The 22124-nt window shown below is 61.6% G+C and carries 22 protein-coding genes; 8 read left to right on the top strand and 14 right to left on the bottom strand.

Features of this window, described 5'->3' with window-relative positions:
• Positions 1-17 precede the first annotated feature (17 nt).
• Complete coding sequence (locus tag BM346_RS06645) at positions 18-1184, bottom strand: GNAT family N-acetyltransferase (protein WP_092009996.1); 1167 nt, start codon at positions 1182-1184, stop codon at positions 18-20.
• Positions 1185-1331: 147 nt separating this feature from the next.
• On the opposite strand from BM346_RS06645, the gene BM346_RS06640 reads away from it, so the two are divergent.
• The 6 genes from BM346_RS06640 (at position 1332) to BM346_RS06615 (ending at position 6328) form a co-directional block, all read left to right on the top strand.
• Complete coding sequence (locus BM346_RS06640; protein ID WP_092009994.1) at positions 1332-2024, top strand: response regulator transcription factor; 693 nt, start codon at positions 1332-1334, stop codon at positions 2022-2024.
• A gap of 15 nt (positions 2025-2039) precedes the next feature.
• A complete protein-coding gene (locus BM346_RS06635; protein WP_227662874.1) occupies positions 2040-3407 on the top strand; it encodes a sensor histidine kinase in 1368 nt (455 codons plus the stop codon).
• Positions 3404-4018, top strand: a complete 615-nt coding sequence (locus BM346_RS06630; RefSeq protein ID WP_092009992.1) for an IMPACT family protein — start codon at positions 3404-3406, stop codon at positions 4016-4018. The genes BM346_RS06635 and BM346_RS06630 overlap by 4 nt, the downstream gene beginning before the upstream one ends.
• A gap of 72 nt (positions 4019-4090) precedes the next feature.
• A complete protein-coding gene (locus BM346_RS06625) occupies positions 4091-4630 on the top strand; it encodes a DUF4136 domain-containing protein (protein ID WP_092009990.1) in 540 nt (179 codons plus the stop codon).
• A 24-nt stretch (positions 4631-4654) separates the two neighbouring features.
• Positions 4655-5011: a translation initiation factor Sui1 gene (locus tag BM346_RS06620; RefSeq protein ID WP_092009988.1), complete on the top strand. Its 357-nt coding sequence runs from the start codon at positions 4655-4657 to the stop codon at positions 5009-5011.
• Between the two features lie 60 nt (positions 5012-5071).
• Positions 5072-6328, top strand: coding sequence for a D-amino acid dehydrogenase (locus BM346_RS06615; protein ID WP_092009986.1), 1257 nt, complete (start codon positions 5072-5074; stop codon positions 6326-6328).
• A gap of 222 nt (positions 6329-6550) precedes the next feature.
• On the opposite strand, the gene BM346_RS06610 is transcribed toward BM346_RS06615, so the two are convergent.
• The 13 genes from BM346_RS06610 to BM346_RS06550 form a co-directional block, all read right to left on the bottom strand.
• Entirely contained in the window at positions 6551-6892 is a 342-nt protein-coding gene (locus BM346_RS06610) for a Na+/H+ antiporter subunit G (RefSeq protein ID WP_167812630.1), read from the bottom strand.
• A gap of 12 nt (positions 6893-6904) precedes the next feature.
• Positions 6905-7174 (bottom strand): K+/H+ antiporter subunit F, encoded by a 270-nt coding sequence (locus tag BM346_RS06605; protein ID WP_092009984.1) that lies wholly within the window; start codon positions 7172-7174, stop codon positions 6905-6907.
• Positions 7171-7662, bottom strand: a complete 492-nt coding sequence (locus BM346_RS06600; RefSeq protein WP_092009982.1) for a Na+/H+ antiporter subunit E — start codon at positions 7660-7662, stop codon at positions 7171-7173. Before BM346_RS06600 ends, BM346_RS06605 begins: the two co-directional genes overlap by 4 nt.
• 2 nt (positions 7663-7664) lie before the next feature.
• A complete protein-coding gene (locus tag BM346_RS06595; RefSeq protein ID WP_092009980.1) occupies positions 7665-9179 on the bottom strand; it encodes a monovalent cation/H+ antiporter subunit D in 1515 nt (504 codons plus the stop codon).
• Positions 9179-9556 (bottom strand): Na+/H+ antiporter subunit C, encoded by a 378-nt coding sequence (locus BM346_RS06590; protein ID WP_092009978.1) that lies wholly within the window; start codon positions 9554-9556, stop codon positions 9179-9181. The genes BM346_RS06595 and BM346_RS06590 overlap by 1 nt, the downstream gene beginning before the upstream one ends.
• Positions 9557-9559: 3 nt before the next feature.
• Positions 9560-12370 carry a monovalent cation/H+ antiporter subunit A gene (locus BM346_RS06585; RefSeq protein WP_092009976.1) on the bottom strand — a complete coding sequence of 937 codons (2811 nt, stop codon included), beginning with the start codon at positions 12368-12370 and terminating at the stop codon, positions 9560-9562.
• 363 nt (positions 12371-12733) lie between these two features.
• Positions 12734-13159, bottom strand: a complete 426-nt coding sequence (mnhG, locus tag BM346_RS06580; protein ID WP_092009974.1) for a monovalent cation/H(+) antiporter subunit G — start codon at positions 13157-13159, stop codon at positions 12734-12736.
• Complete coding sequence (locus BM346_RS06575; RefSeq protein WP_092009972.1) at positions 13156-13422, bottom strand: monovalent cation/H+ antiporter complex subunit F; 267 nt, start codon at positions 13420-13422, stop codon at positions 13156-13158. Before BM346_RS06575 ends, mnhG begins: the two co-directional genes overlap by 4 nt.
• Before the next feature lie 11 nt (positions 13423-13433).
• Positions 13434-13907, bottom strand: coding sequence for a Na+/H+ antiporter subunit E (locus tag BM346_RS06570; protein ID WP_092009970.1), 474 nt, complete (start codon positions 13905-13907; stop codon positions 13434-13436).
• Entirely contained in the window at positions 13904-15439 is a 1536-nt protein-coding gene (locus tag BM346_RS06565; RefSeq protein WP_092009968.1) for a Na+/H+ antiporter subunit D, read from the bottom strand. Before BM346_RS06565 ends, BM346_RS06570 begins: the two co-directional genes overlap by 4 nt.
• Positions 15436-15783 (bottom strand): Na+/H+ antiporter subunit C, encoded by a 348-nt coding sequence (locus BM346_RS06560; RefSeq protein ID WP_092009966.1) that lies wholly within the window; start codon positions 15781-15783, stop codon positions 15436-15438. Before BM346_RS06560 ends, BM346_RS06565 begins: the two co-directional genes overlap by 4 nt.
• Before the next feature lie 67 nt (positions 15784-15850).
• On the bottom strand, positions 15851-16276 hold the full coding sequence (locus BM346_RS06555; RefSeq protein WP_092009964.1) for a Na+/H+ antiporter subunit B: 426 nt from the start codon (positions 16274-16276) through the stop codon (positions 15851-15853).
• Positions 16273-18579 carry a putative monovalent cation/H+ antiporter subunit A gene (locus BM346_RS06550; protein ID WP_092009962.1) on the bottom strand — a complete coding sequence of 769 codons (2307 nt, stop codon included), beginning with the start codon at positions 18577-18579 and terminating at the stop codon, positions 16273-16275. Before BM346_RS06550 ends, BM346_RS06555 begins: the two co-directional genes overlap by 4 nt.
• Before the next feature lie 547 nt (positions 18580-19126).
• Here BM346_RS06550 and urtA point away from each other — a divergent pair.
• Both urtA and urtB read left to right on the top strand, forming a co-directional pair.
• Entirely contained in the window at positions 19127-20395 is a 1269-nt protein-coding gene (gene urtA / locus BM346_RS06545; protein ID WP_092009960.1) for an urea ABC transporter substrate-binding protein, read from the top strand.
• Positions 20396-20481: 86 nt separating this feature from the next.
• Complete coding sequence (gene urtB, locus BM346_RS06540) at positions 20482-22086, top strand: urea ABC transporter permease subunit UrtB (protein ID WP_092009958.1); 1605 nt, start codon at positions 20482-20484, stop codon at positions 22084-22086.
• Positions 22087-22124 lie beyond the last annotated feature (38 nt).

Raw genomic sequence — 22124 nt, 5'->3', positions numbered from 1 at the left:
AGGCCGCTGGAGCCGCCTCAGCTGTCTTCCTGCCGGAACGGCAGCGCCTCCAGGGCGGCCTCGCGGTAGGCCCGGACCTCCGATGCCTCCTCCTCGCAGAACCGGGCGACCGCTTCCCGGAAGCCGGGATGGGCAACATTGTGCCAGGAGTGGGTGATCACCGGCTCAAACCCGCGAACCAGCTTGTGCTCGCCCTGGGCGCCGGCATCGAACCGCGCCAGCCCCTCCCGGATGGCCAGGTCGATGCCCTGGTAATAGCAGGTCTCGAAGTGCAGGTGGCTGTATTCCTCAAGGCAGCCCCAGTAACGGCCGAACAGCGTATCCTCTCCCATGATGAAAAGAGCGGCGGCAATCCGCTGGCCGCCCCTGGTCGCCGTCAGGATTCGCAGGCGCGGACCCAGCCGTTCCGCCAGCAGGCGGAAAAAAAGCAGGTTGAGGTAGGGCCGCTGACCCCGTTTGAGGTAAGTGGCGCTGTAGAACAGGAAGAAGTCATCCAGCACGTCATCCGGCAGCTCGTCGCCCCGCCATTCCCGGAAACCGATCCCCTGTTCAGCCACCAGTCGACGCTCCTTGCGGATGGACTTGCGTTTGCGGGAGGTGAGGCGGGCCAGGAAGTCATCGAACGAACGATAGTGGTCGTTGAACCAATGGAACTGGCAGCCCGTGCGCCGGAGGCTTCCGGGTGCTGCCAGGATTTCCTGATCCCGCTGGTCCGGAAACAGCAGGTGCCAGGAATGCACCTGCAGGCGCTCCAGCAGGGTATCCAGAACCTGGTGCAGCTGCTGGCCATCCAGACTGTCACGGTCGGCGTCGGATAACAGCAGCCGGGGGCCCTGGCAGGGCGTGAAAGGGACGGCGATCAGTAACTTGGGATAATAGGGCACGCCGTGACGCTGCCAGGCATCGGCCCAGGCCCAGTCGAATACGTATTCGCCCATGGAGTGGTACTTGCGATACGCCGGGGCGACGCCAATCCAGCGACCGTCCCGGTAGAGCTTCAGGTGACTCGATTGCCAGCCGGTTTCACGGGTGACACAGCCGCTGGCCTCCAGTGCTTCAAGGAAGTCGTAGCCTACCAGCGGGTTGGTCTCACCGGCGAAGCGCTGCCAGTCCTCCCGGCCGATCTCGCGGATGTCGTTGACGGTGGTAATATCGAGCCCGATGGGCGCGGGGTGTTCTGCCATAGGATCCAGCAACATGAAAGCGGCGGCCATACGGCCACGGCGTTGGTTCGGAATGTGCTGCTACTGTACGACAGAAAGCGTCGCCCGATCACGTCCCCGGCTGGTATGGTTGCATGCAATGGCTGAAAGTTGACTAAGGATCTCCGGATGCAGAACCGGGTATTACTGGTTGAAGACGATGACGAGTTGCGTATGCTCCTGGCCCGTTATCTCGGCGGACAGGGTTTCGAGGTGCGGGAAGCCGCCACCGGTGGCGATGGCCTGGCCCTGGCCGCCGAGGGGCTGACGGATATCGTGGTGCTGGACATCATGCTGCCGGATGTTTCCGGGCTTGAGGTCCTGCGGAAGCTGCGGGGTCGCAATCATCTGCCGGTTATCCTGCTGACCGCCCGAGGTGACGAGACCGACCGGATTGTCGGTTTCGAGGTGGGGGCGGATGACTACATTCCCAAGCCCTGCAATCCCCGGGAGCTGGTGGCGCGAATCCACGCCGTGTTGCGGCGGGTAGCCTGGGATCATCAGGCGGAGGCGTCGCCCGACGGGGTCTTCGGAGACCTGCGGGTCGAGCAGGATCAGCGTCGCGTGTTTCTGCGGGAACAGCCACTGGACCTCACCGCCACCGAGTACGAGGTGCTGCAGGTGCTTCTGGCCCACGCCGGCAGCGCGGTGCGCAAGACCGACCTGATGCAATGGGCTTTGGGACGCCGTCTGGCCGCTCATGACCGTACGCTCGATATGCACATCAGCAACCTGCGCCGAAAACTGGGCCCGGAAGATCCCTCCCGGATCGAAACCATTCGCGGACTGGGCTACAGCTACCGCATCACCGGCGTTCGCTGAGCCTCAGGAGTTCACTTGAAGATATCGGACAAACAAAGGGTCACCTTTCCCCTGTTCTGGCGGATATTCCTGCTGATCTGGCTGGCTCTGGCGACCGCCATCGTGGTCAGTAACCTGGCCACGCGGGAACTGATGGACCGGGAGCGGGAGGCAATCGAGCGGCTGGAAGGACTGCGTGATGTGGCGGTGGAAGCAGCCCGACTGCGTCGCGGCGATAACCAGGGGGAATTCTGGCGCTACCTGCGAAGCCAGGGTGAGCGCCTGGACCTGCACCTGATGCTGGTGGATGTGGACGATGCCCGGGAACAGCTGCCGGACTCCGTCCGGGAGCGGATGCGGTCCTGGTACCACCGCAAACCGGCAGTGATTGAAGTGAGCGACACCCAGCGCCTGGTGGCCTGGCCGCGTTCCGACCGGGATGGCAGGATATCACCGGCCATGGCCCGGATCCTGGAGCTGTCCCTGGGGCTGATCCTGCTGACCATCGCCTGCTGGTGGATAGCCCGGCTGGTGTCACGCCCGCTCAGGCACATGGAAAGCACCGCCCAGGCCATTGCCGGCGGTGACCTGAGCCTGCGGGTCAACGAAAGGATCGCCCGCCGCCGTGACGAGATCGGGCTGATGGCGCGCTCCTTCAACGCCATGACGGAACGCCTGTGCAATCTGCTGGATCGCCAGACCCAGCTCATGCGGGACATCTCCCACGACCTGCGGACGCCGCTTGCCCGCCAGCGTGTTGCCATCGAGCTGGCGGCCGATAACGGCGTCGAGCTCGAGCTGATCAGAAGCATCCAGCGCCAGAATGAGCGCCTGGAAGAGATGACCGGGCAGATCCTGACCCTGTACCGGGTATCCGCCGGCGATGGCATCACCCGGGAGCCGGTTCCGGTGATCCGGGCCATTCACGATGTGTTGCTGGACGCGGCCGACTACGCCGAACACCAGCGGGTGGACTGCCATTTCGAGGCCGGTCCCGACTGCCAGCAGGTCACCGTGCTGGCCAATGGAGAGCTGCTTCGCCGTGGCCTCGATAATATCCTCCAGAATGCCCTGGACTACACCCCGCCGGGCAAATCCGTCACCGTCGGGCTGCAGCGCGAGGGGGACTGGCTGCGCTGCCGTATCACGGATCAGGGTCCCGGGGCTCCGGAAGCGGAGATCCCGCACCTGTTCGAGCCCTTCTACCGGGCCGACAAGGCCCGCAGCGGCAAGGGCTGGGGCCTGGGGCTGGCCATTGCCCGAGACATCGTACTCGCCCACGACGGCCGTATTGACGCCGCCAACGCTCCCGGGGGCGGCCTGCAGGTGACCCTCTGGCTACCGGTCTTCACGGGTCCGGATGATCCCTCCCTGGGTGAGGCGGAAGCGGGGAGAGGCCGGTGAGCCGGGCCTATCCGGTGCCGGCCGGCCAGCTCGAACGGGAAACAGAGGTTCGCAAGAGCCGGTTTATCGCCCGGGTCGCACCGGTTCACAGCCGGGATGACGTCAGGGCCCTGGTCAGCCAGGCCTGGGCGGATCATCCGGATGCCCGCCACGTCTGCTGGGCCTATCAGGTCGGTCCGCCCGGCTCGGCCGCCGAAGCGGCCATGAACGATGATGGCGAACCATCCGGTACCGCTGGCAAGCCCATTCTCAATGTCATCCAGTATAAGGACATGGGGGATGTGGCGGTGATCGTGATCCGCTATTTCGGCGGCATCAAGCTGGGGGCGGGTGGCCTGGTCAGGGCCTATGCCGGCGCCGCCGAGTCCGTGCTGTCAGCTGTCGGGCGTGTAGTGAACCAGCCCATGGAGGAAGTGATTGTTGAACTGCCCTTCGCCATGGAGCAGCCCCTGAGGCACTGGTGCGAACAGCACGGTGCAGACCCGGCCCAGGCCAGCTATGGTGAGGGTGTGACCATGAGGGTTCAGCTGCCGGAGGCGGCCATCGGGCCCCTGGTCGCATTTTGTGAGGCCAATCAACTGAATTACCATTACGGGAAGGCCGGCGGTTAGCGCAGAACCGTAGCGTTTTGACGACGTATTGGATAGATGGCCACTGAATTCCCGTTGACCCGGAGGTGCATCATGAACCGGACTGTTACCGGCCCACTGGGCCCATTACTGTTAATGGCACTGCTGCTCAGTGGGTGTGCCGCCAATGTGGTCACTGATTACGACGAAAGTGTTGCCTTTGGCCAGTACGACACCTGGGCCTTCGCGCCCCGGGACGACAAGGACTATCAGTCCCTGGATGCGACCCGTATCGAAGCGGCGGTCGAGAGGGAGCTGGCCGGTGAGGCGCTGACGAAGGCAAGTCAGGACGAGGCGGACCTGCTGCTCAGCTACCGCATACAGCAGGTGGAGCGCCTGGATACCAGCGGCTTTTCCTACGGCCTTGGCTTCGGGGGCGGCGCTTTTGGCTGGGGCCTTGCCACCAGACCTCCGGCGCGGGAGATACAGGAAGGCCAGCTGGTCCTGGAACTGGTGGACAGCGAAACCGACCGGGTCGTCTGGCGGGCAGCCAGCAAGCGCTACCTGAACCAGGACCAGTCACCGGAGACCCGCAAGAAACTCATCAACGAGGTGGTTACGGAAATGTTCAGCCGTTACCCTCCCGGGAAATGACCTGAATTGCGCAAAGGAGAACCAGTGAAGAAACGTGGAACGGGTGGTCTGGTGTTTTCCACCGAACAGGGCAGAATGTGTCCCGATTGCAGAAACCCGGTTGACCAGTGCACCTGTTCGGAGCAGCCCGCCCCCGCGGGGGACGGCATTGTAAGGGTCAGTCGGGAGAGCAAGGGGCGCAAGGGCAAGGGTGTCACCCTGGTGACCGGCGTGCCGCTGTCAGGGGCCGAACTCAAGGCCCTTGCCAAGGTGCTCAAGGCCAAATGCGGCACTGGCGGCACGGTCAAGGACAATACCATCGAGATTCAGGGGGACCAGCGCGACATCCTGGTCCCGATCCTGCAAGAGAAGGGCTGGACAGTGAAACGCTCCGGCGGCTGAGCGCCGCACGCCCGCACAACTCCGATTTTTCAGCGCGACAACGCACACAGGGGAATGGCAATGCATGTACTGGTGATGGGTGCCGGTGTGGTGGGGGTTACCTCCGCCTGGTTCCTGCGACAGGCCGGCCATGAAGTGACCGTGGTGGACCGCCAGAGCCGGGCAGGGCTGGAAACCAGCTACGCCAATGGGGGCCAGATTTCCGTATCCCATGCCGAGCCCTGGGCCAACCCCTCCGCACCCTTCAAGCTCATCAAATGGCTCGCGCAGCCCGATGCGCCGTTGCTGTTCCGCCTGCGCCTGGACCCGGCCCAGTGGCTCTGGGGGCTGAAGTTCCTTACCCAGTGCACCTCCGGCAAGGCCGCCTGGAACATCCGCCAGATGGTCAACCTGGGCACCTACAGTCGCGAGCGGCTGCAGGCCCTGCGGAGGGACCTCGACCTGGACTACGATTACCTGGGAAAAGGTATCCTCCACTTCTACACCAGCGACAAGGAGTTCGAGGCGGCCCACGAACCGACCCGGATCATGCGGGAGCTGGGCTGTGACCGCCAGATCATCGAGCCGGCGGAGGCCCTGAAGCTGGAGCCGGCCCTGGAACCCATCCGCGACCGTATCGCCGGCGCCACCTATACCCGCGAGGACGAGTCCGGAGATGCCCGCAAGTTCACCCAGGCCCTCGCCAGGAAGGCGGAAGAAGCCGGTGTGGAATTTCTCTACAACACCGAAGTGGTGGGCTTCGAGAATACCCGGGACCGTGTGCTTGGTGTGGGCATTATTGGCGAGGACGGCGGCCACAGGACCCTGAGGATGGACAGCTACGTCCTCAGCATGGGGAGTTACTCTCCCTGGTATGCCCGCAAGCTGGGGTTCTTCCTCAACATCTATCCGGCCAAGGGCTATTCCATCACCGCCCCGGTAAAGGACGAGAAAGCCGCCTTTCAGGTCAGCCTGACCGACGACGAGTACAAACTGGTCTATTCCCGCCTGGGCAATCGCCTGAGAGTGGCGGGGACGGCGGAACTCAATGGTTATGAGCGCGACCTGAACCTGGTGCGCTGCAACGCCATCGTTCGCCGTGCCGCGGAGATCATGCCGGAGGGTGCCTACTGGGACCAGTCCGAATTCTGGACCGGCCTCCGTCCCGCCACACCCTCCAACGTGCCCTATATCGGCCGCAGCCCGTTGAATAATCTTTACCTCAACACCGGGCACGGCACCCTGGGCTGGACCCACTCCTGTGGTTCGGCAGCGGCGCTGGCGGACATAATGACCGGAAAGCGCCCGGAACTGGATTTCGAGTTCACCAACCTGTAGCCACTCGTAACCCTGTAGGAGCCGGCCTGCCGGCGAAGAGGCCATCCACGGAGTCCAGGTCCTCGCTTGCAGGCAAGCTCCTACAGAGTCCTGGCGGGCCCCGGGAGTCCCTGTAGGAGCCGGCCTGCCGGCGAAGAGGGCTCCCCCGGAGTCCAGGTCCTCGCTTGCAGGCAAGCTCCTACAGGGGTTGTTGGGCGCCGGCGAAGGCCTGCTGGCATATGGCTACTGGTCCCAGGGCTGGCCGCGGGTGTTTTCGGAGCGCCGAACCCTCAGGTGCATCGCCGCTTTGGCCAGGATGTTGGCGCTGATGGGCGCGGTCAGGAAAAGGAAAAGCATGATCAGTATCTCGGCAATGGCCAGTTTCCAGTCTTTCATGGAAAAGTAGATCATGGAGGCGCCGACGATACTGCCCACGCCCACGGTGGTCGCCTTGGTGGGGCCATGGAGCCGGGAATAGAAATCCGACAGGCGGACCAGGCCCAGGGCTCCCACCAGGGTGAAGAAACCGCCGGTGACCAGCAACACGCTGATAATGACTTCCGCTATGGGATGCAGGGATTCCATGGTGTCAGCTCCTTATTCGATCACGCTGCCGCGCTTGAGGTATTTGGCCAGGGCCACAGTGCCCACAAAGCCCATGATCGCCAGCAGGAGGGCGGATTCCAGGTATAAGCGCGTCCCCAGGATCAAGTCCAGCAGAATGATCAGTGCGATGGCATTGATGTACAGCGTGTCCAGCGCCAGGGCCCGGTCCGGCGCGTCGGGCCCGATTATCAGCCGGTACATGTTCAGCACTGCCGCAGCCATGACCATGGCAATGGAGATGTAGAGGGCGAAGATCATCATTGGAACACCTCCAGCAGCGGCTTCTCGTAGCGATGGTGAATGTTGCGGATCAGTTCGGCATCGTCGTCAACGTCAAGGGCATGGATCAGCAACAGCTTGCCATCGTCGCTGACATCCGCACTCACTGTACCCGGTGTCAGCGAGATCGTGCTGGCCAGCATGGTGATGGCGCGGGGGTGTTTCAGCGTCAGGGGGTAGGAGACGAATGCCGGCCGTGGTTCACGGGTGTTGATGATCAGCACGGCCACCGCAAAACTGGCCACGATGATGTCGTAGAAGACAATTGCCAGGAAGCGGATAAAAACCCAGGGCCGGTGGAGGGTGGGGCTGTCCGGCCAGAACCGGTGAGTGATCTGGGGGATGATGATGGCGAGAATGGCGCCGAGCACCACGCTCCCACCCGATACACCATCCGACAGTGCCTGCCACACCACGAACAGGGTCAGGGACAGCCAGGGTTGTGGAAAGCCAAAGCGTTCAGCTGTCATGATTATTCCTCCCCGACCATTGTCATTTCCAGGATGCTGGTATAGGCCGACGTGTCCCGCAACTGTTTGGCGGTGGCGTCGGTGTAATCGCTGACCGGCCCGGCCGCCACCACGATTGCCACGCTGAGGGCAATCAGCGCGCCGGCACCCACAGTGTGGGGGAAGATCAATCGCTCCGGTTGCTCGATATGGCCTTCCACATTACGCCAGAATACGATGCTGCCGGCACGGCTGAACGCCAGCAATGAAATGAATCCCGACAGGAGAATCACCGTCCAGAGGGCGGCCATTTCCACGCCCGGTACCGCGGACTTCATGATCAGTACCTTGGCGAAGAACCCGCTCAGAGGAGGGAGTCCTGCCGCGGCAACGGCGCCGAGCATGAACATCACACTGATGAAGGTGCGGTTACGCATGCGCGGGGCGGTAACGATGCGATCCTCGACCGAACCGCGCTGACCGGCAATCATGTCGGCGACCAGGAACAGGCCACCAGCCACCCAGGTTGTATGGATCAGGTAGAACAGGGCGGAAGACAGTCCGGCCTCGTTCATCAAGGCAAACGCCGCCAGGATCGTGCCTACGGACACCACCACCTGCCAGGCAATCAGGGTCCGCACACCACCGGACCCGATCATACCGATCATGCCCATGACCATGGTGAGAAGGGCCAGCGGAAACACCCAGTCCATTCCCAGATTGGACAGGGCTCCGGCGTTCTCCCCAAAGATCAGGGTGTAAACCCGGATAATGGCGTAGACCCCCACCTTGGTCATTACCGCAAACAGGGCGGCCACCGGAGCCGTGGCCGTGGCATAGGCCGCTGGCAACCAGAAGGTCAGGGGCAGCAATGCTGCCTTGAGGGCAAACACCACCAGCAGAATCATTCCGCCCGCTTCCACCAGGGGCAGGTCTTCAGCGGGAAGCTGCCGAACCGTGACTGCAAGATCGGCCATGTTGAGAGTGCCGGTTACGCTGTAGATCATCCCCACACTGATCAGAAACAGGGCCGACCCCACCAGGTTGAGCACCACGTAGTGGAGCCCCGGAACGGTCCGCCGCGTACCCTCACCGTGGAGCAGCAAGCCATAGGAGGCAATCAGCAGCACCTCGAAGGCCACGAACAGGTTGAAAAGGTCGCCGGTGAGGAACGCAATGTTCAGACCCAGCAGCTGGAACAGAAACAGGGCATGGAACTGACGGCTGCTGACGTCGGTGCGGCCGATGGAATACAGGTGGGCAAACAGCGCCAGCACGGCGGTCACGAACAGCATCAGGGCCGCCAGCCGGTCCAGCACCATCACGATACCAAAGGGCGGAGCCCAGTTGCCGAACGCGTAGGCCCGGTAGTTGCCGTCATCCGCCATCATCAGCAGGAAAAAGGTGGTGACCACGAGCATCGCGGTGGTGGCCAGGCCGAGGGTTCTCCGCAGGTTCAGCGGGGCATAGCCCATGAACACCTGAAGAAATCCGCCAATCAGCGGGATAAGGATCGGGGCAATAAGCCAATGATTCATCAGTTGGACTCCTCCCGAAGCCGTTCAGCGCCGGGCGGATCTTCCGGTCTCTCACCGTGGTCCCTGCCGTCGACATGGTCTTCATCGGTGTCCGCCTTGGCTCGCAGGGAAAGCACGACCAGGAAAGCGGTCATGGCAAAACCGATGACAATGGCGGTCAGCACCAATGCCTGAGGCAGGGGATCCGCATAGGTGTCCGTACTGCCGATAATGGGCTGGCCCCCGCTCACCAGTCTTCCGGAAGAGAACAGGAACAGGTTGACGCCATAGGAGAGCATCGTCAGACCCATCACTACCGGGAAGGTTCGGGCGCGCAGCATCAGATAGACGCCGGAGAATGTCAGTGAACCGATAACCAGTGCAAAGGTGATTTCCATGATTTACGACTCCTCCCGCGCTTCTGTTCGGGTGAGCGGCCGACCTTCCGGGGTCAGTTTGCCGAGGCTCACCAGTATCAGCAGGGTGGCACCCACCACGGCCAGGTAGACCCCCAGGTCGAATACCAGGGCGGAGGCCACTTCGAATTTACCGACCAGGGGCCAGTCCAGGTAGGTGAAGGTGGAGGTCAGGAACGGGTAGCCAAACAGAAGACTGCCGGTTCCGGCGACCGTGGCGAAAAGCAGACCGAGAGCCAGCACACCGTGGTAACGGAATTTGGTTCTCGCCTGCGCCCAGTGGACACCGCTGGCAATGTACTGGATCAACAGGGCAATCGCGGTGAGCAGCCCGGCAATGAAGCCGCCACCCGGCATGTTGTGGCCCCGGAGGAAGATGTACACCGACACCATCAGGGCCAGCGGAAGCAGTGCCCGTGACATCTGCTTGAGCATGGTGGGATGGGCATCGAACGCCCAGGGATGGCCCTGGCCGTCTGTGGGGGGCGCCTGCAGATTACGGTTACGGAGCATGGCGAAGATGCCGAGGGCCGCTATGGCCAGCACGGTGATTTCACCGAGTGTGTCGAAGCCCCGGAAGTCCACCAGAATGACGTTGACCACGTTGGTGCCGCCGCCACCGGGCTTGCTGTTCTCCAGGAAATAGTCGGAAATCGAGCTGAACGGGCTGGTGAGCATGGCAAGGGTGACCACTGTCATGCCAATGCCCGCGACCCCCGCAATCAACAGATCACGGGCAAGGCGGGTTCTGGGAATCTCCCTGGGAGTCCAGGGCGGCAGGTAAAACAGTGCCAGCATCATCAGCACGATGGTCACCACCTCAACGGAAAGCTGGGTCATGGCCAGGTCCGGTGCGGAAAGCCGGGCGAAGGTCAGTGCCACCATCAGCCCGACCACGCTCAGCAGGATAAGCGCTGTCAGCCGTTCCCGGTGGACGTAGACGGTGGCAAAGGCGCTGAAGATCAGGATGCCGGCCGCGATGGCGGTGGGCAGGTCAACCGGGGTCAGGCCATTGCTGCCAATGGAGATCCCCAGGCTGGCGATGGGTGCCGCTGCAACCACCAGGGCACTGACCATCAACAGCATGGTATACCGTTGCAGGGAGCCGTTCTCGAGGCGTCCGGTGAGGCCGTTGGCCCGATCCACCACCCAGGTGATTGCACGCTCGAATATGGCTTTCTCGTCCATTTCCCTGAACCTGGCATGGAAGTCGAAAAACCTCTGGCGCTGGCTGTACATGATCAGGCCACCAACGAAGGCCGCGACACTCATCATGAGTGGCAGGTTAAAACCATGGAATACCTCCAGGCCATAGTCGGGCACCTGTCCCCCGAGGGTCGCTGAGGCGGCTGCGTGCAGAAGCGGGCCCACGGAGAAGGCCGGGAACAGACCCACCAGGATGCAGGCCACGACGAGGATTTCCACCGGTATCTTCATGTACCGGGGCGGTTCGTGGGGCGGGTAGATCGGCAGGTTCCGGGGCTTGCCATTGAAAAAGACGTCGTGGATGAATCGCGCCGAGTAGGCGACCGCAAAGATCCCCGCGAGGGTGGCCACAATGGGCGGCACCCAGGCCCAGATGCCCGGCAGGTTCAGGCTCAGAGACTCGGCAAAGAACATTTCCTTGGACAGGAAGCCGTTCAGCAGCGGCACCCCGGCCATGGAGGCAGCAGCCACCATGGCCAGGGTCGCGGTGTGAGGCATGTAGTGCCAGAGACCGTTGAGTTGCCGCATGTCCCGGCTGCCGGTCTCATGGTCGATGATCCCGGCGGCCATGAACAGGGAGGCCTTGAAAATGGCGTGGTTGATGATATGGAACAGCGCAGCGACCGCCGCGAGCTTGGTCCCCATGCCGAGGAGAAGGGTGATCAGGCCCAGGTGACTCACGGTGGAGTGGGCCAGCAGCCCCTTCAGGTCATGCTTGAGAAGGGCGACATAGGCCCCCACCAGCAAGGTGATCATGCCGGTAAAGCTGACCATGAAGAACCATTGCTCGGTGCCGGCCAGGGCCGGGTACAGCCGTGCCATAAGAAAAATGCCCGCCTTCACCATGGTGGCGGAATGCAGGTAGGCGGAGACCGGGGTCGGCGCCTGCATGGCATGGGGTAGCCAGAAATGGAACGGAAACTGCGCCGATTTGGTGAATGCGCCCAGCAGAACCAGCGTCAGGGCGTAGGGATAAAGGGCGTGGGCCTTGATCTGGTCGCCGGCCGCGAGGACATCATCCAGCTCATAGGAGCCGACGATCTGCCCTATCATCAGAATACCGGCAAGCAGGGCCAGGCCACCTCCACCGGTGACCGCCAGGGCCATGCGTGCGCCGCGGCGCGCGTCCTGTTTGTGATCCCAGAAGCTGATCAGCAGGAACGAGGTCAGGCTGGTCAGCTCCCAGAACACCATCATAACCAACAGGTTGCTGGAAAGCACAATGCCCAGCATGGAGCCCTTGAAGCACAGCAGCAGGGCGTAGAACTTGCCAATGTTTTCCTGGGGTTTCAGGTAATAGCGGGCATAGAGAATGATCAGCAGGCCGATCACCAGGATCAGCAGCGCGAACATCAGCGACAGGCCGTCCAGACGGAAGCTCAGGTTGATGCCCAGTTGGGGCAGCCATTCCAGGCTCTGGACGATGACGCCACCATCTGCCAGTGTGCCCCACTTGGGAAACAGGATGGCCAGGGCAATCAGGGCAGGCACCGATGAGGCTATGGCGATTGCTGTTCGCCCCGCCTGAGCGAACAGCGGTGCGGCTATGGCACCCAGAAATGGTAATAACACCACCAGCGACAGTGTCATCGCAACCTCGTCTTTCGTTCTTTTGGATTTGGTGGGGCAGCAGTAGGCTCCCCCGCCTGGTACTCTCTGCGCGCATCTTGAACGCCAGTATTACAGCCCGGGAGCAGTTTCTCCACCGACTGCACGGGTCAGAGCCAGGTGGGCGGGTCCGGGAAATAGGGCAGGCGATCGCTTCTGCAGGCAGCGGGAACAAATGCCAGGGCCGGGTTCCTACCTGGTGAACAGAGGATGGCAGAACGGGGCTTGAGAAACATCAGGGCTCCACGAAAAACTGAAGCCACCGATCATACGTGGCGACCGGCACAGGTCAAGTTTTCTCCGGGAGGGTGGGTGATCGAGGTCTTCAGGGGCGCCACCACTGAATCAGTTTTCGGTCCGGTCTTTGTGGGTATCGCCCCGCTCTGACGGGGGTTTGCCTGGGGAGTTGTCTTCAAAACCGCTTTTCAGAACGTGGGTCTTCTGGTCGTAACTATCCCGCAACTCATCCTTGATGGTGCCGTCCCACAGGGGTATTCCCAGGAAATAGCCTGCCCGGCCAATAACGTGGGCGGCTATCGGGGCCGTAAGAAGGATGAAGACGACGATCGCGATGGCGCGGGTAATGACCTCCGGTTGCTCGAAGAAGTGGGTCGCAACACCGGCCATGATCATCATGGCACCGAGGGCCCCCGCCTTGGTGGAGGCATGCATGCGGGTCGCCAGGTCGGGCAGACGGACAATTCCAACCGCCGCCAGCAGAACGAAGGTGGCCCCGGCCAGTAAAAAGATGGCTACGATTCCGTCAGTCATCTCGGTCCTCCCCTTTCAAGGAAGCGGGCGAATCCCACTGCGGCCAGGAACGATGTCAGGGCAATCACGATGGCTACATCGAGCAGGTTGGCCACGCCGGTATCAACGGCATGCACACCGACAAACGCCACAACAATGGAGGCAATCAGCTCAAGGGATACCACCCGGTCCGGTAACGAGGGCCCTCGGGTCAGGCGGACAAAGGCCATCAGCAAGGACAGTGACAGCATGATGTAGACGATGTTGATGGTAATGGTCAGCACTGGCGGCCCCCTTAGCGCATGATCCTGAGCAGGCGGTGTTCGAGATCCTTCAGTTCTGACCGCAGAGCCTCCTCATCCTGCAGGAACATGGCATGGATAAACAGCACTCTTCGATCATCCGATACATCCAGACTCAACGTCCCGGGGGTCAACGAGATCAGGCTTGAAAGGAACATGATTTCGGTGTCGGTGCGGGCCGCCAGGGGCAGGCCGATAACGCCTGGTTTCATATACCAGACCGGGGTGGCGATATCATAGGCAACACGGAAATTGGCCTTGAACAGGGCAATGATGAAATAGAATATGAAAGCAATGAACCGGAGCAGGCGCCTGCCATATCCGTCCAGAACCGCCACCTGATTCTGCAGGGCCATCAGCGCAAGGAAGCCGAACACGAAACCTGCCAGGAAGTTCATGGCTGTCAAAGACCCGCTCAGGGCCACCCAGGCCAGTGCCAGCATGACATTGCAGAAAAAGCCAATCATGGTTGCATCGCTCCGGAAATCCCCTGTTCGCCCATGACCGCCTGAATATAGCCCCCGGGATTCGTGAGCTGGTCCGCGGCCATTTCCGCCAGTTCATAAATGGGCTGTCCCCAGACGCCGATCAGCACGGTACAGGTCGCCAGGGCGATCACGGGAAAATAGTAGGCCCAGGAATGCTTGGCGAGTTTCTCCGACCCCTCGAGCCTGGCGGTGTCGGTGATGTGGTCAGGTACCGGCTTCCAGAAGACCTCCGCCCAGATCTTGATCATGGAGTAGAGGGTCAGCAGCCCCACCAGCAGCGTGATGCCGGAGACCACCCACTCCCCGCTTTCCAGGCTGGCGCGAATAAGAATGAGCTTGCCGAAGAAACCCGACAATGGCGGCACACCCGCCAGTGACAGGGCAGGAATCAGGAACAGCACCGCCAGCAGTGGTTTGTGGCGGTAGACACCGCCCAGGTCCCTGAGCTCGTAACTGCCGAATATGCGATAGACGATACCGCTCACCAGGAACAGGTTCGTCTTCACAATGATGTGGTGCATGATGTAGAAGATGCCACCGATTATGGCCAGATGGGTGTATAGCGCCAGCCCCAGTATCATGTAGCCAATCTGGCTGACGATGTGGAATGACAGGATCCGGCGAAACTCGAACTGTGCTGCCGCCCCCAGTACACCTGTGACCATCGTCAGCGCCGCGACCCAGAGCAGAATAGTGTGGGTATAGCCGGTATCCTGGGTGAAGATGAGGGTGAATACGCGGAACAGAGCATAGACCCCCACCTTGGTGAGCAGTCCCGCAAAAAGTGCCGACACCGCCACCTGGGGCGTGTGATAGGAGGCCGGCAACCAGAAGAAAAGCGGGAACGCGGCTGCCTTGATGCCGAACGACACCATGAACATCATCGAAATGACGGTAATCATGCCGGCATCTTCGAGTGTCGCGACCTTGCGGGCGATATCGGCCATGTTGAGTGTGCCGATGGTGCCATACAGCAGACCCACCGCAGACAGGAAGATGGCTGAAGAGAACAGGTTCAGGGTGACGTACTTTATCGCTCCCTCCATCTGCGCCTTTTCGCCACCCAGGGTCAGAAGGGCGAAGGACGCCAGTAGCATCACCTCGAACCACACGAACAGGTTGAAGATGTCACCGGTGAGGAAGGCGCCACCAACGCCCGCCAGTAACAGGTGCATCAGCGGATAGTAACCGAACTTCTCATGTCCGCGGGGCGTTGAGGCCAGCGAGTAGATCGCAATGGCAAGCCCGATAATGCCGTTGAGCACCACCATGATGGCTGCGAACACATCCGCCACCAGCACGATACTGAAAGGCGCCGGCCAGCTGCCCATCTCCATGACCAGGAACCCGTGGTCCATCGTGCTGCGAAGCAGCCAGATACCGCTGGCGAACATGGCAAGGGTGGCCAGTACCGCCAACAGGCGCTGAAAGCGGACCGACCGCCACAGGGCAAGCGACAGGGCGCCTGCCGCCAGGGGTATCAGGATCGGGAGTGCAAGTTCCGGAATCAAGTATCGGTATCCTTCATCTGGTCCAGGTCATCCGTCTTCACGATCTCGTAGGCGCGGCGAATCAGCACCACGGAGAACGCCAGAACACCGAAGGCAATCACGATGGCTGTCAGAATCAATGCCTGGGGCAGGGGGTCGGCCACCGCTCCCAATGGTGCCTGGGCTCCATCCGGAATCAGCGGCGGAGCGCCGCGGGTCATGCCCGCCATCACGAAAATGAGCAGATTGGCAGAGTTGCTCAGCAGAATCAGTCCGATAACCAGCTTGACGATGGAGCGACGTAGCATCATGTAGATGGCGGCAGCGAAAAGTATGCCCACCACATAGGCCATCAGGCTTTCCATGAATACCTCCAGCTGTACCGGTCGATGACGTGGCGTTTCCCCGGTGAGGGTCGCCTGCCACGGAGATTCAATCTTCCGCCTCCATCAACCCGATCACGAAAATGGATATGGTGCCCAGGACCGTCAGGTAGACTCCGACGTCGAAAATCAGGACGGACGACATCTTGAAATAGTCACCCCCCGGCAGGGGAATCTGCCACCAGTGCGCCGTGAGAATGGGCTGGCCGGCGACAATCGCCGGCAGGGTGGACGCCAGCGCCAGCAGTAATCCCGCGGCCAGGAAGTCCCCGGGCCATATCCGCATGACCTTCAGGGTTGCCTCCGAGCCGAACGAAAAGGCATGGATGACGAAGGCACTGGCCGCAACCAGACCACCGATAAAGCCGCCCCCGGGTTCGTCATGGCCTCGCAGCAACAGAAAAACCGAGAACATGAGCTGCAGCGGCACGATGAACAGAGCTGCGGTATGGAGGATCAGGGTGTTGGACTTCATGGCTTGTACTGGTCCTCCGCCTTGAGCTTGAGCATGCTGTGAATGCCGATCGCCGCCAGGGCGAGCACGAAGATCTCGCCCAGGGTGTCAAGGGCACGGAAGTCCACCAGGATGACATTGACGATATTGCGGCCCTGGGCCAGGGGTGCCGAGTTCTCGCTGTAGTAGGCAGAGATGGATTCGAAGTACTGGACCTCGAGTCCCGCCAGTATCAGCAGGGTCATCACAGTGCCCGCCACGATCGCAACGGCAAGATCGCGGAATCGCTCCAGAGGAGAAGAAAGTTTGACGAATTCCGGCAGTTTGAAGAGCACCAGCACCAGCAGAACAACCGTCAGGGTTTCCACCAGGAGCTGGGTGATGCCCAGGTCAGGGGCGCTGAACAGAATGAAAATGAGCGCGACCGAAAACCCCAGTACCCCCAGGGACGCCACCGACCCCAGACGCGAGCGGGTGATGCTCGAGAAGACGGCGGCGGCCACCAGCAACGCGGCGATGCCCCATTCGTAAAAACGACTTCCTGAAAGGTCCAGGGCAAGGTGGACTTCGTGTCGGGCCACCAGGGTGAAACCCGCCAGGCCAAACGTAACGGCGACCAGAACCAGAAGATAATGTCCCAGCACACCATTCTGCAGAACCCGTGTCTGCCATCCGGCAATGTGCGTGATGCCCTCCATGAATCTGAAATAGATGGCTTCAGGCCCGATCCGGGCAGCCGCGGTATTGACGGCGGACAGGTTGGGCTGAAGCGTCGGCCACAGACGGTACAGGGTAATACCCGTTACCAGGGTCAGTCCCGAGAGGACCAGTGGCGCATTAACGCCATGCCAGAGGGCGAGGTAGGAGTCCACTGGCGTGCCCGCGACGCTGGTCATGGCCGCCTGTAGAACAGCGGTTTCAGGAAGATATGGTGCCAGTCCGAACACCAGTGCGACCACTGACAGGAAGGCGGGACCGGCGAGCATGCCCGGTGGCGCTTCGTGGGGCTTTTTGGGCGTTTCCAAGAACGCGCTGAAGAAGGGCCTGACCGCCACCAGTCCGGCAACGCCGACCACCAGCATGGACGCTACCACCGCTGCCACGGTCAGACCCAGCGACCAGAACGAAGCCTTCAGCAGTGCCTCCAGCATCAACTCCTTGGCAATGAATCCAAACAGTGGCGGCATCCCGGCCAGGGACAGGGCGGCAAGGCAGGCGAACAGAGCCGTCAGCGGCATGGTCTTTCCCAGACCGCCCATCCGGCGGAGGTCTTTGGTGCCGGTCTCATGGTCCAGAATACCGGCAATCATGAACAGAGCGCCCTTGTAGAGAGAGTGGGCGACCAGAACGCAGACAAACGCCGTCAGCGCCAGCTCGGTGCCGACACCAATGAGCATGGTCAGCGTGCCAAGCGTCATGACGGTGGAGTAGGCCAGCACCTTCTTGATGCCGGAGCTGCTGAAGGCGAACCAGGCCCCCACCACCATGGTAACGCTGCCGAAGAGCACCAGCAGTGTGCTCCAGAGCATGCTTTCGCCCAGAGCCGGATTGAGCCTGGCCATCAGGTAGATCCCGGCCTTGACCATGGTCGCCGAGTGGAGATAGGCAGAAACCGGTGTCGGCGCGGCCATGGCATTGGGCAGCCAGAAGTGGAACGGAACCTGGGCGGACTTGGTGAATGCGCCCGCAAGTACACAGATCACTGCGCCCAGATAGAACGCGTGCTCATGGAGAGGGTCGCTGGATGCCAGTATCCCACTGAGCGAGTAAGTGCCAGTCATGACCGCCAGCAGGATCAGTCCCGCCATCAGCGCGAGGCTGCCGGCGGTGGTGACAAAAAGGCCCTGGAGGGCGCACTTGCGGGCATTCGAGTCTTCGTGGTCAAAGCCGATCAGAAGATAGGAGGTGATGCTGGTCAGTTCCCAGAACATGAACAGCGTCAGCAGGTTATCCGACAGGACAAGACCCAGCATGGAGGCCATGAACGAGAGCATGATGACAAAGAAGCGCCCCAGATACGGATGCCCCCTGAGATAGGCGCCGGCAAAGATCAGGATGAAGGTGCCTATTACACTGATCAGCAGCGCGAAGACGAGGGAAAGGCCATCCACCAGGAAACCCAGGGTGACACCGAGCCCTGGCAGCCAGGCAAACTCCTTCACCACGGCCCCGCCATCGCTGATAAGCGGAATCAGCGATGCAAAGTAGACCGCCAGGCTGGCGGGCAGAATCGCCAGGACCCAGCCCACAGTGTGTCCGACGACGCGGTGGATCGCTGGCGTCAGGACAGCAAGCAGGAATCCGGATAACACCGCTAGCAACATAGGGCACTGGCACTCCGTTCAAGGCCCGCTGGGTGCGGGCTACCGAGTCAACGGATTCTGTACTCTCACCTCATCCATGAAATACGGACATATGCCAAAAAAAGACTATCCAAGCGTCGGTGCCTTGGCAAGCTTCTTCGGCGGAGGCTGCTGTCGTGCAGTTAACTCTATGTTGTTAAAGTAAATTCAATTTACGACGTGTGGTTTTAGGGGAAAGCACCGCTCTGATACACGCTGCTGGTTTAGCGCACCAAAAGTGCCCGTTCCCGTGAAAGCGTGCGCCCGATAAGTGCATGTCCTTGTTGCCGACGCACCACAATAGCTCTGCGCCCCCCCCATATTGCTCTATGCACTCCGTTAACATATTGAATTTAAATGAAGAAAATTTGGTGTCCCTTCCTGGCACACCCCTTGCAAAACTCAGTGCACAAGGCGAACGCACATTAATCGCCCCGCGCCAAAGAAGCGCATCAAACATCTGAAAAGCGAGGAAATACACGTGACAACATTCAAGAATCGTCTGGCTAGTGTTGTATTGGCTGCTGCAATGGGTACGGGAGCTACCGTGGCGCTTGCCCAGGAAGGTCCCATCAAGGTCGGCGTTCTCCACTCCCTGTCCGGCACCATGGCCATCAGTGAGACCGCCCTGAAAGACACCGTCGAAATGCTGATTCAAAAGCAGAACGCCGAGGGCGGCCTGCTTGGGCGCCAGCTGGAGGCGGTGGTGGTGGACCCGGCTTCCAACTGGCCGCTGTTCGCGGAGAAGGCCCGGGAGCTGCTGGCCCAGGAAAAAGTGGATGTCATCTTCGGCAACTGGACCTCGGTCTCCCGCAAGTCGGTACTGCCGGTGGTGGAAGAGCTCAACGGCCTGCTGTTCTACCCGGTTCAGTACGAAGGTGAGGAGTCCTCCGAGAATGTCTTCTACACCGGCGCCGCCCCCAACCAGCAGGCGATTCCCGCCGTCGACTACCTGATGAACAGCATCGGCGTCGAGCGCTGGGTGCTGGCGGGCACCGACTACGTCTATCCCCGCACCACCAACAAGATCCTCGAGACTTATCTGATGGATCAGGGTGTGGCGAAAGAAGACATCATGATCAACTACACCCCGTTCGGTCACTCCGACTGGCAGAACATCGTCTCCGACATCAAGCGCTTCGGTTCCGCCGGCAAGAAGACCGCGGTGGTTTCCACCATCAACGGCGATGCCAACGTTCCCTTCTACCGTGAACTGGGTAACCAGGGCATCTCCTCCACGGACATTCCGGTGGTGGCCTTCTCCGTGGGTGAGCAGGAGCTCTCCGGTATCGACACCGGCCCCCTGGTTGGCCACCTGGCTGCCTGGAACTACTTCATGAGCGTGGACACCGACGCCAACTACGACTTCATCGACCAGTGGATCGAGTACACCGGTGACGAAGAGGCGGTGACCAACGACCCCATGGAAGCCCACTACATCGGCTTCAACATGTGGGTCGAGGCGGTCAGGAAGGCCGAGACCACCGATGTGGACGCGGTCAAGGACGCCATCATCGGCGTGACCGTGCCTAACCTGACCGGTGGTTACGCCGCCATGATGCCCAACCACCACATCACCAAGCCGGTGCTGATCGGGGAAATCCAGGACAATGGCCAGTTCGCCATCGTCTGGCAGACGCCGTCCACCGTGGCCGGTGATGCCTGGTCCGACTTCCTGCCGGGTTCCCGTGACCTGATCGCCGACTGGCGTGCGCCCATGAGCTGCGGCAACTTCAACGTCAAGGAAGGCAAGTGTGGTGCTTCCGCTGGCGAGCAGGCCAAGGCCGCCGCCGAGTAAGAAGACCGGTGACCGGGGTGCCTGGAGCTGGCCCCCGGTTACCTTTCCCCGACCTTCCATTCATTCCGATACCACAGGACCCGATCATGAGCATCCCGCGATTGCTCACAATGCTTCTGTTCGTCCTGCTGATGGCGCCTGTCGGCACCGCCATGGCCCAGCAGGACGACGGCTCCGGCGAGAAACTGCTGGAGCAGCTCGCCGATGCGTCGCCCGCCAGCACGGAAGAAGCCCTCCAGGCCATCGCCGCCAGTGGCCACGAACGGGCCCGGGCCTGGCTGGAAGCCTACGGCAATAACCGTCTCAGCCGGGTGAAAGACACCGGCGAAATCGTCATCGTTCTGAACAACCGTGGCCGCGACTGGACCGTGGCCGATGCCGTCACCGGCGAAAATCTCGGGGAGATGTCCCGCCGTGACCTGGACCGCATCGCCATCAACAACGCCGTTCGTCGACAACTGGCCGGTGTACTGGCCATGCTGGATCTCTACGCGGAAGACCCGGAGGTGCGCGAAGAGGCTGCCCGCGACCTGATGGGCAAGGTGGATGAAGCGGTGCTGGATCCTCTCATCGGACGCCTGGACGAAGAGCCTGTCGCCGCCGTGCGCAATCGCCTTGAGCAGGCGGTCGCCATCTATCGGGTGGAGCAGGAGGGCAGTATCGAGGCCGTGGACGTGCTCGCCGGCAGCCTTCACCCCCGCGCCCGAGCCGCCCTCAACTCCGCAGTGGCTTCAGAAAACCCGGCCCTGAAGGCCGCGGCCCAGAAAGCCCTGCTCTCGGTGGAGCAGAAACTGAAAATGAACCGGGCCGCCGAAACCCTCTACTTCGGCCTTTCCCTCGGTTCCGTGCTGGTACTGGCCGCCATCGGCCTGGCCATCACCTTCGGCGTGATGGGTGTGATCAACATGGCCCATGGCGAACTCATCATGCTGGGTGCCTACACCACCTGGGGCATGCAGCAACTGCTGCCGGGCCAGCCAGGCCTGGCGCTGATCCTGTCCATACCCGCCGGCTTCCTGGTGGCGGCCCTGGCGGGCATTGCCATCGAGCGCAGTGTCATCCAGTTTCTCAAGGGCCGCCCCCTGGAAACCCTGCTGGCCACCTTTGGCGTCAGCCTGATCCTCCAGCAGCTGGTGCGCACGGTGATATCGCCCCTGAACCGCACCGTGGTGACCCCGGAGTGGATGAGCGGCTCCCTGGTGATCAACGACGCCCTGTCCCTGACCCTGAACCGCATGTACGTGCTGGGCTTTGCCCTGCTGGTGTTCGCCGGCCTGATGCTGATCATGCGCAGGACCCGCCTGGGCCTGGAAGTGCGCGCAGTAACCCAGAACCGGGCCATGGCCCGTTCCATGGGTATCAAGGCCACCCGCGTCGACATCATGACCTTCGCCCTGGGCTCCGGTGTGGCCGGGCTGGCGGGCGTGGCCCTGTCCCAGCTCACCAACGTGGGCCCGAACCTGGGCCAGAACTACATCATCGACTCCTTCATGGTGGTGGTCTTCGGCGGTGTCGGCAATCTCTGGGGCACCCTCGTTGCGGGCCTGACCCTGGGCACCATCAACCAGCTGCTGGAGCCCTGGGCGGGCGCCGTGCTGGCCAAGATCATCGTTCTGGTATTCATCATCCTGTTCATCCAGAAGCGCCCACGGGGACTGTTCCCCCAGAAGGGCCGGGCTGCGGAGGGTTAGGCGTGTTGCACCTTGTGGATTCCGTAACCCCCAGTGGA

Origin of the sequence: Marinobacter daqiaonensis (assembly GCF_900115285.1) — a bacterium.
Taxonomy (GTDB): domain Bacteria; phylum Pseudomonadota; class Gammaproteobacteria; order Pseudomonadales; family Oleiphilaceae; genus Marinobacter; species Marinobacter daqiaonensis.
This window is presented reverse-complemented; position numbering and strand designations above follow the sequence as displayed.

Bases quoted from the DNA above. Each gene is read 5' to 3' on its own strand.
- BM346_RS06590 (WP_092009978.1), bottom strand. From the start codon at position 9,556: ATGGAAATCACCTTTGCACTGGTTATCGGTTCACTGACATTCTCCGGC.
- BM346_RS06605 (WP_092009984.1), bottom strand. From the start codon at position 7,174: ATGATGATCTTCGCCCTCTACATCTCCATTGCCATGGTCATGGCTGCG.
- BM346_RS06615 (WP_092009986.1), top strand. From the start codon at position 5,072: ATGCATGTACTGGTGATGGGTGCCGGTGTGGTGGGGGTTACCTCCGCC.
- BM346_RS06600 (WP_092009982.1), bottom strand. From the start codon at position 7,662: ATGACAGCTGAACGCTTTGGCTTTCCACAACCCTGGCTGTCCCTGACC.
- BM346_RS06550 (WP_092009962.1), bottom strand. From the start codon at position 18,579: ATGTTGCTAGCGGTGTTATCCGGATTCCTGCTTGCTGTCCTGACGCCA.
- BM346_RS06640 (WP_092009994.1), top strand. From the start codon at position 1,332: ATGCAGAACCGGGTATTACTGGTTGAAGACGATGACGAGTTGCGTATG.
- BM346_RS06555 (WP_092009964.1), bottom strand. From the start codon at position 16,276: ATGAAGTCCAACACCCTGATCCTCCATACCGCAGCTCTGTTCATCGTG.
- BM346_RS06585 (WP_092009976.1), bottom strand. From the start codon at position 12,370: ATGACACTGTCGCTGGTGGTGTTATTACCATTTCTGGGTGCCATAGCC.
- urtB (WP_092009958.1), top strand. From the start codon at position 20,482: ATGAGCATCCCGCGATTGCTCACAATGCTTCTGTTCGTCCTGCTGATG.
- BM346_RS06560 (WP_092009966.1), bottom strand. From the start codon at position 15,783: ATGGAAAGCCTGATGGCCTATGTGGTGGGCATACTTTTCGCTGCCGCC.
- BM346_RS06570 (WP_092009970.1), bottom strand. From the start codon at position 13,907: ATGATTGGCTTTTTCTGCAATGTCATGCTGGCACTGGCCTGGGTGGCC.
- BM346_RS06610 (WP_167812630.1), bottom strand. From the start codon at position 6,892: ATGGAATCCCTGCATCCCATAGCGGAAGTCATTATCAGCGTGTTGCTG.
- urtA (WP_092009960.1), top strand. From the start codon at position 19,127: ATGGGTACGGGAGCTACCGTGGCGCTTGCCCAGGAAGGTCCCATCAAG.
- BM346_RS06595 (WP_092009980.1), bottom strand. From the start codon at position 9,179: ATGAATCATTGGCTTATTGCCCCGATCCTTATCCCGCTGATTGGCGGA.
- mnhG (WP_092009974.1), bottom strand. From the start codon at position 13,159: ATGACTGACGGAATCGTAGCCATCTTTTTACTGGCCGGGGCCACCTTC.
- BM346_RS06645 (WP_092009996.1), bottom strand. From the start codon at position 1,184: ATGGCAGAACACCCCGCGCCCATCGGGCTCGATATTACCACCGTCAAC.
- BM346_RS06625 (WP_092009990.1), top strand. From the start codon at position 4,091: ATGAACCGGACTGTTACCGGCCCACTGGGCCCATTACTGTTAATGGCA.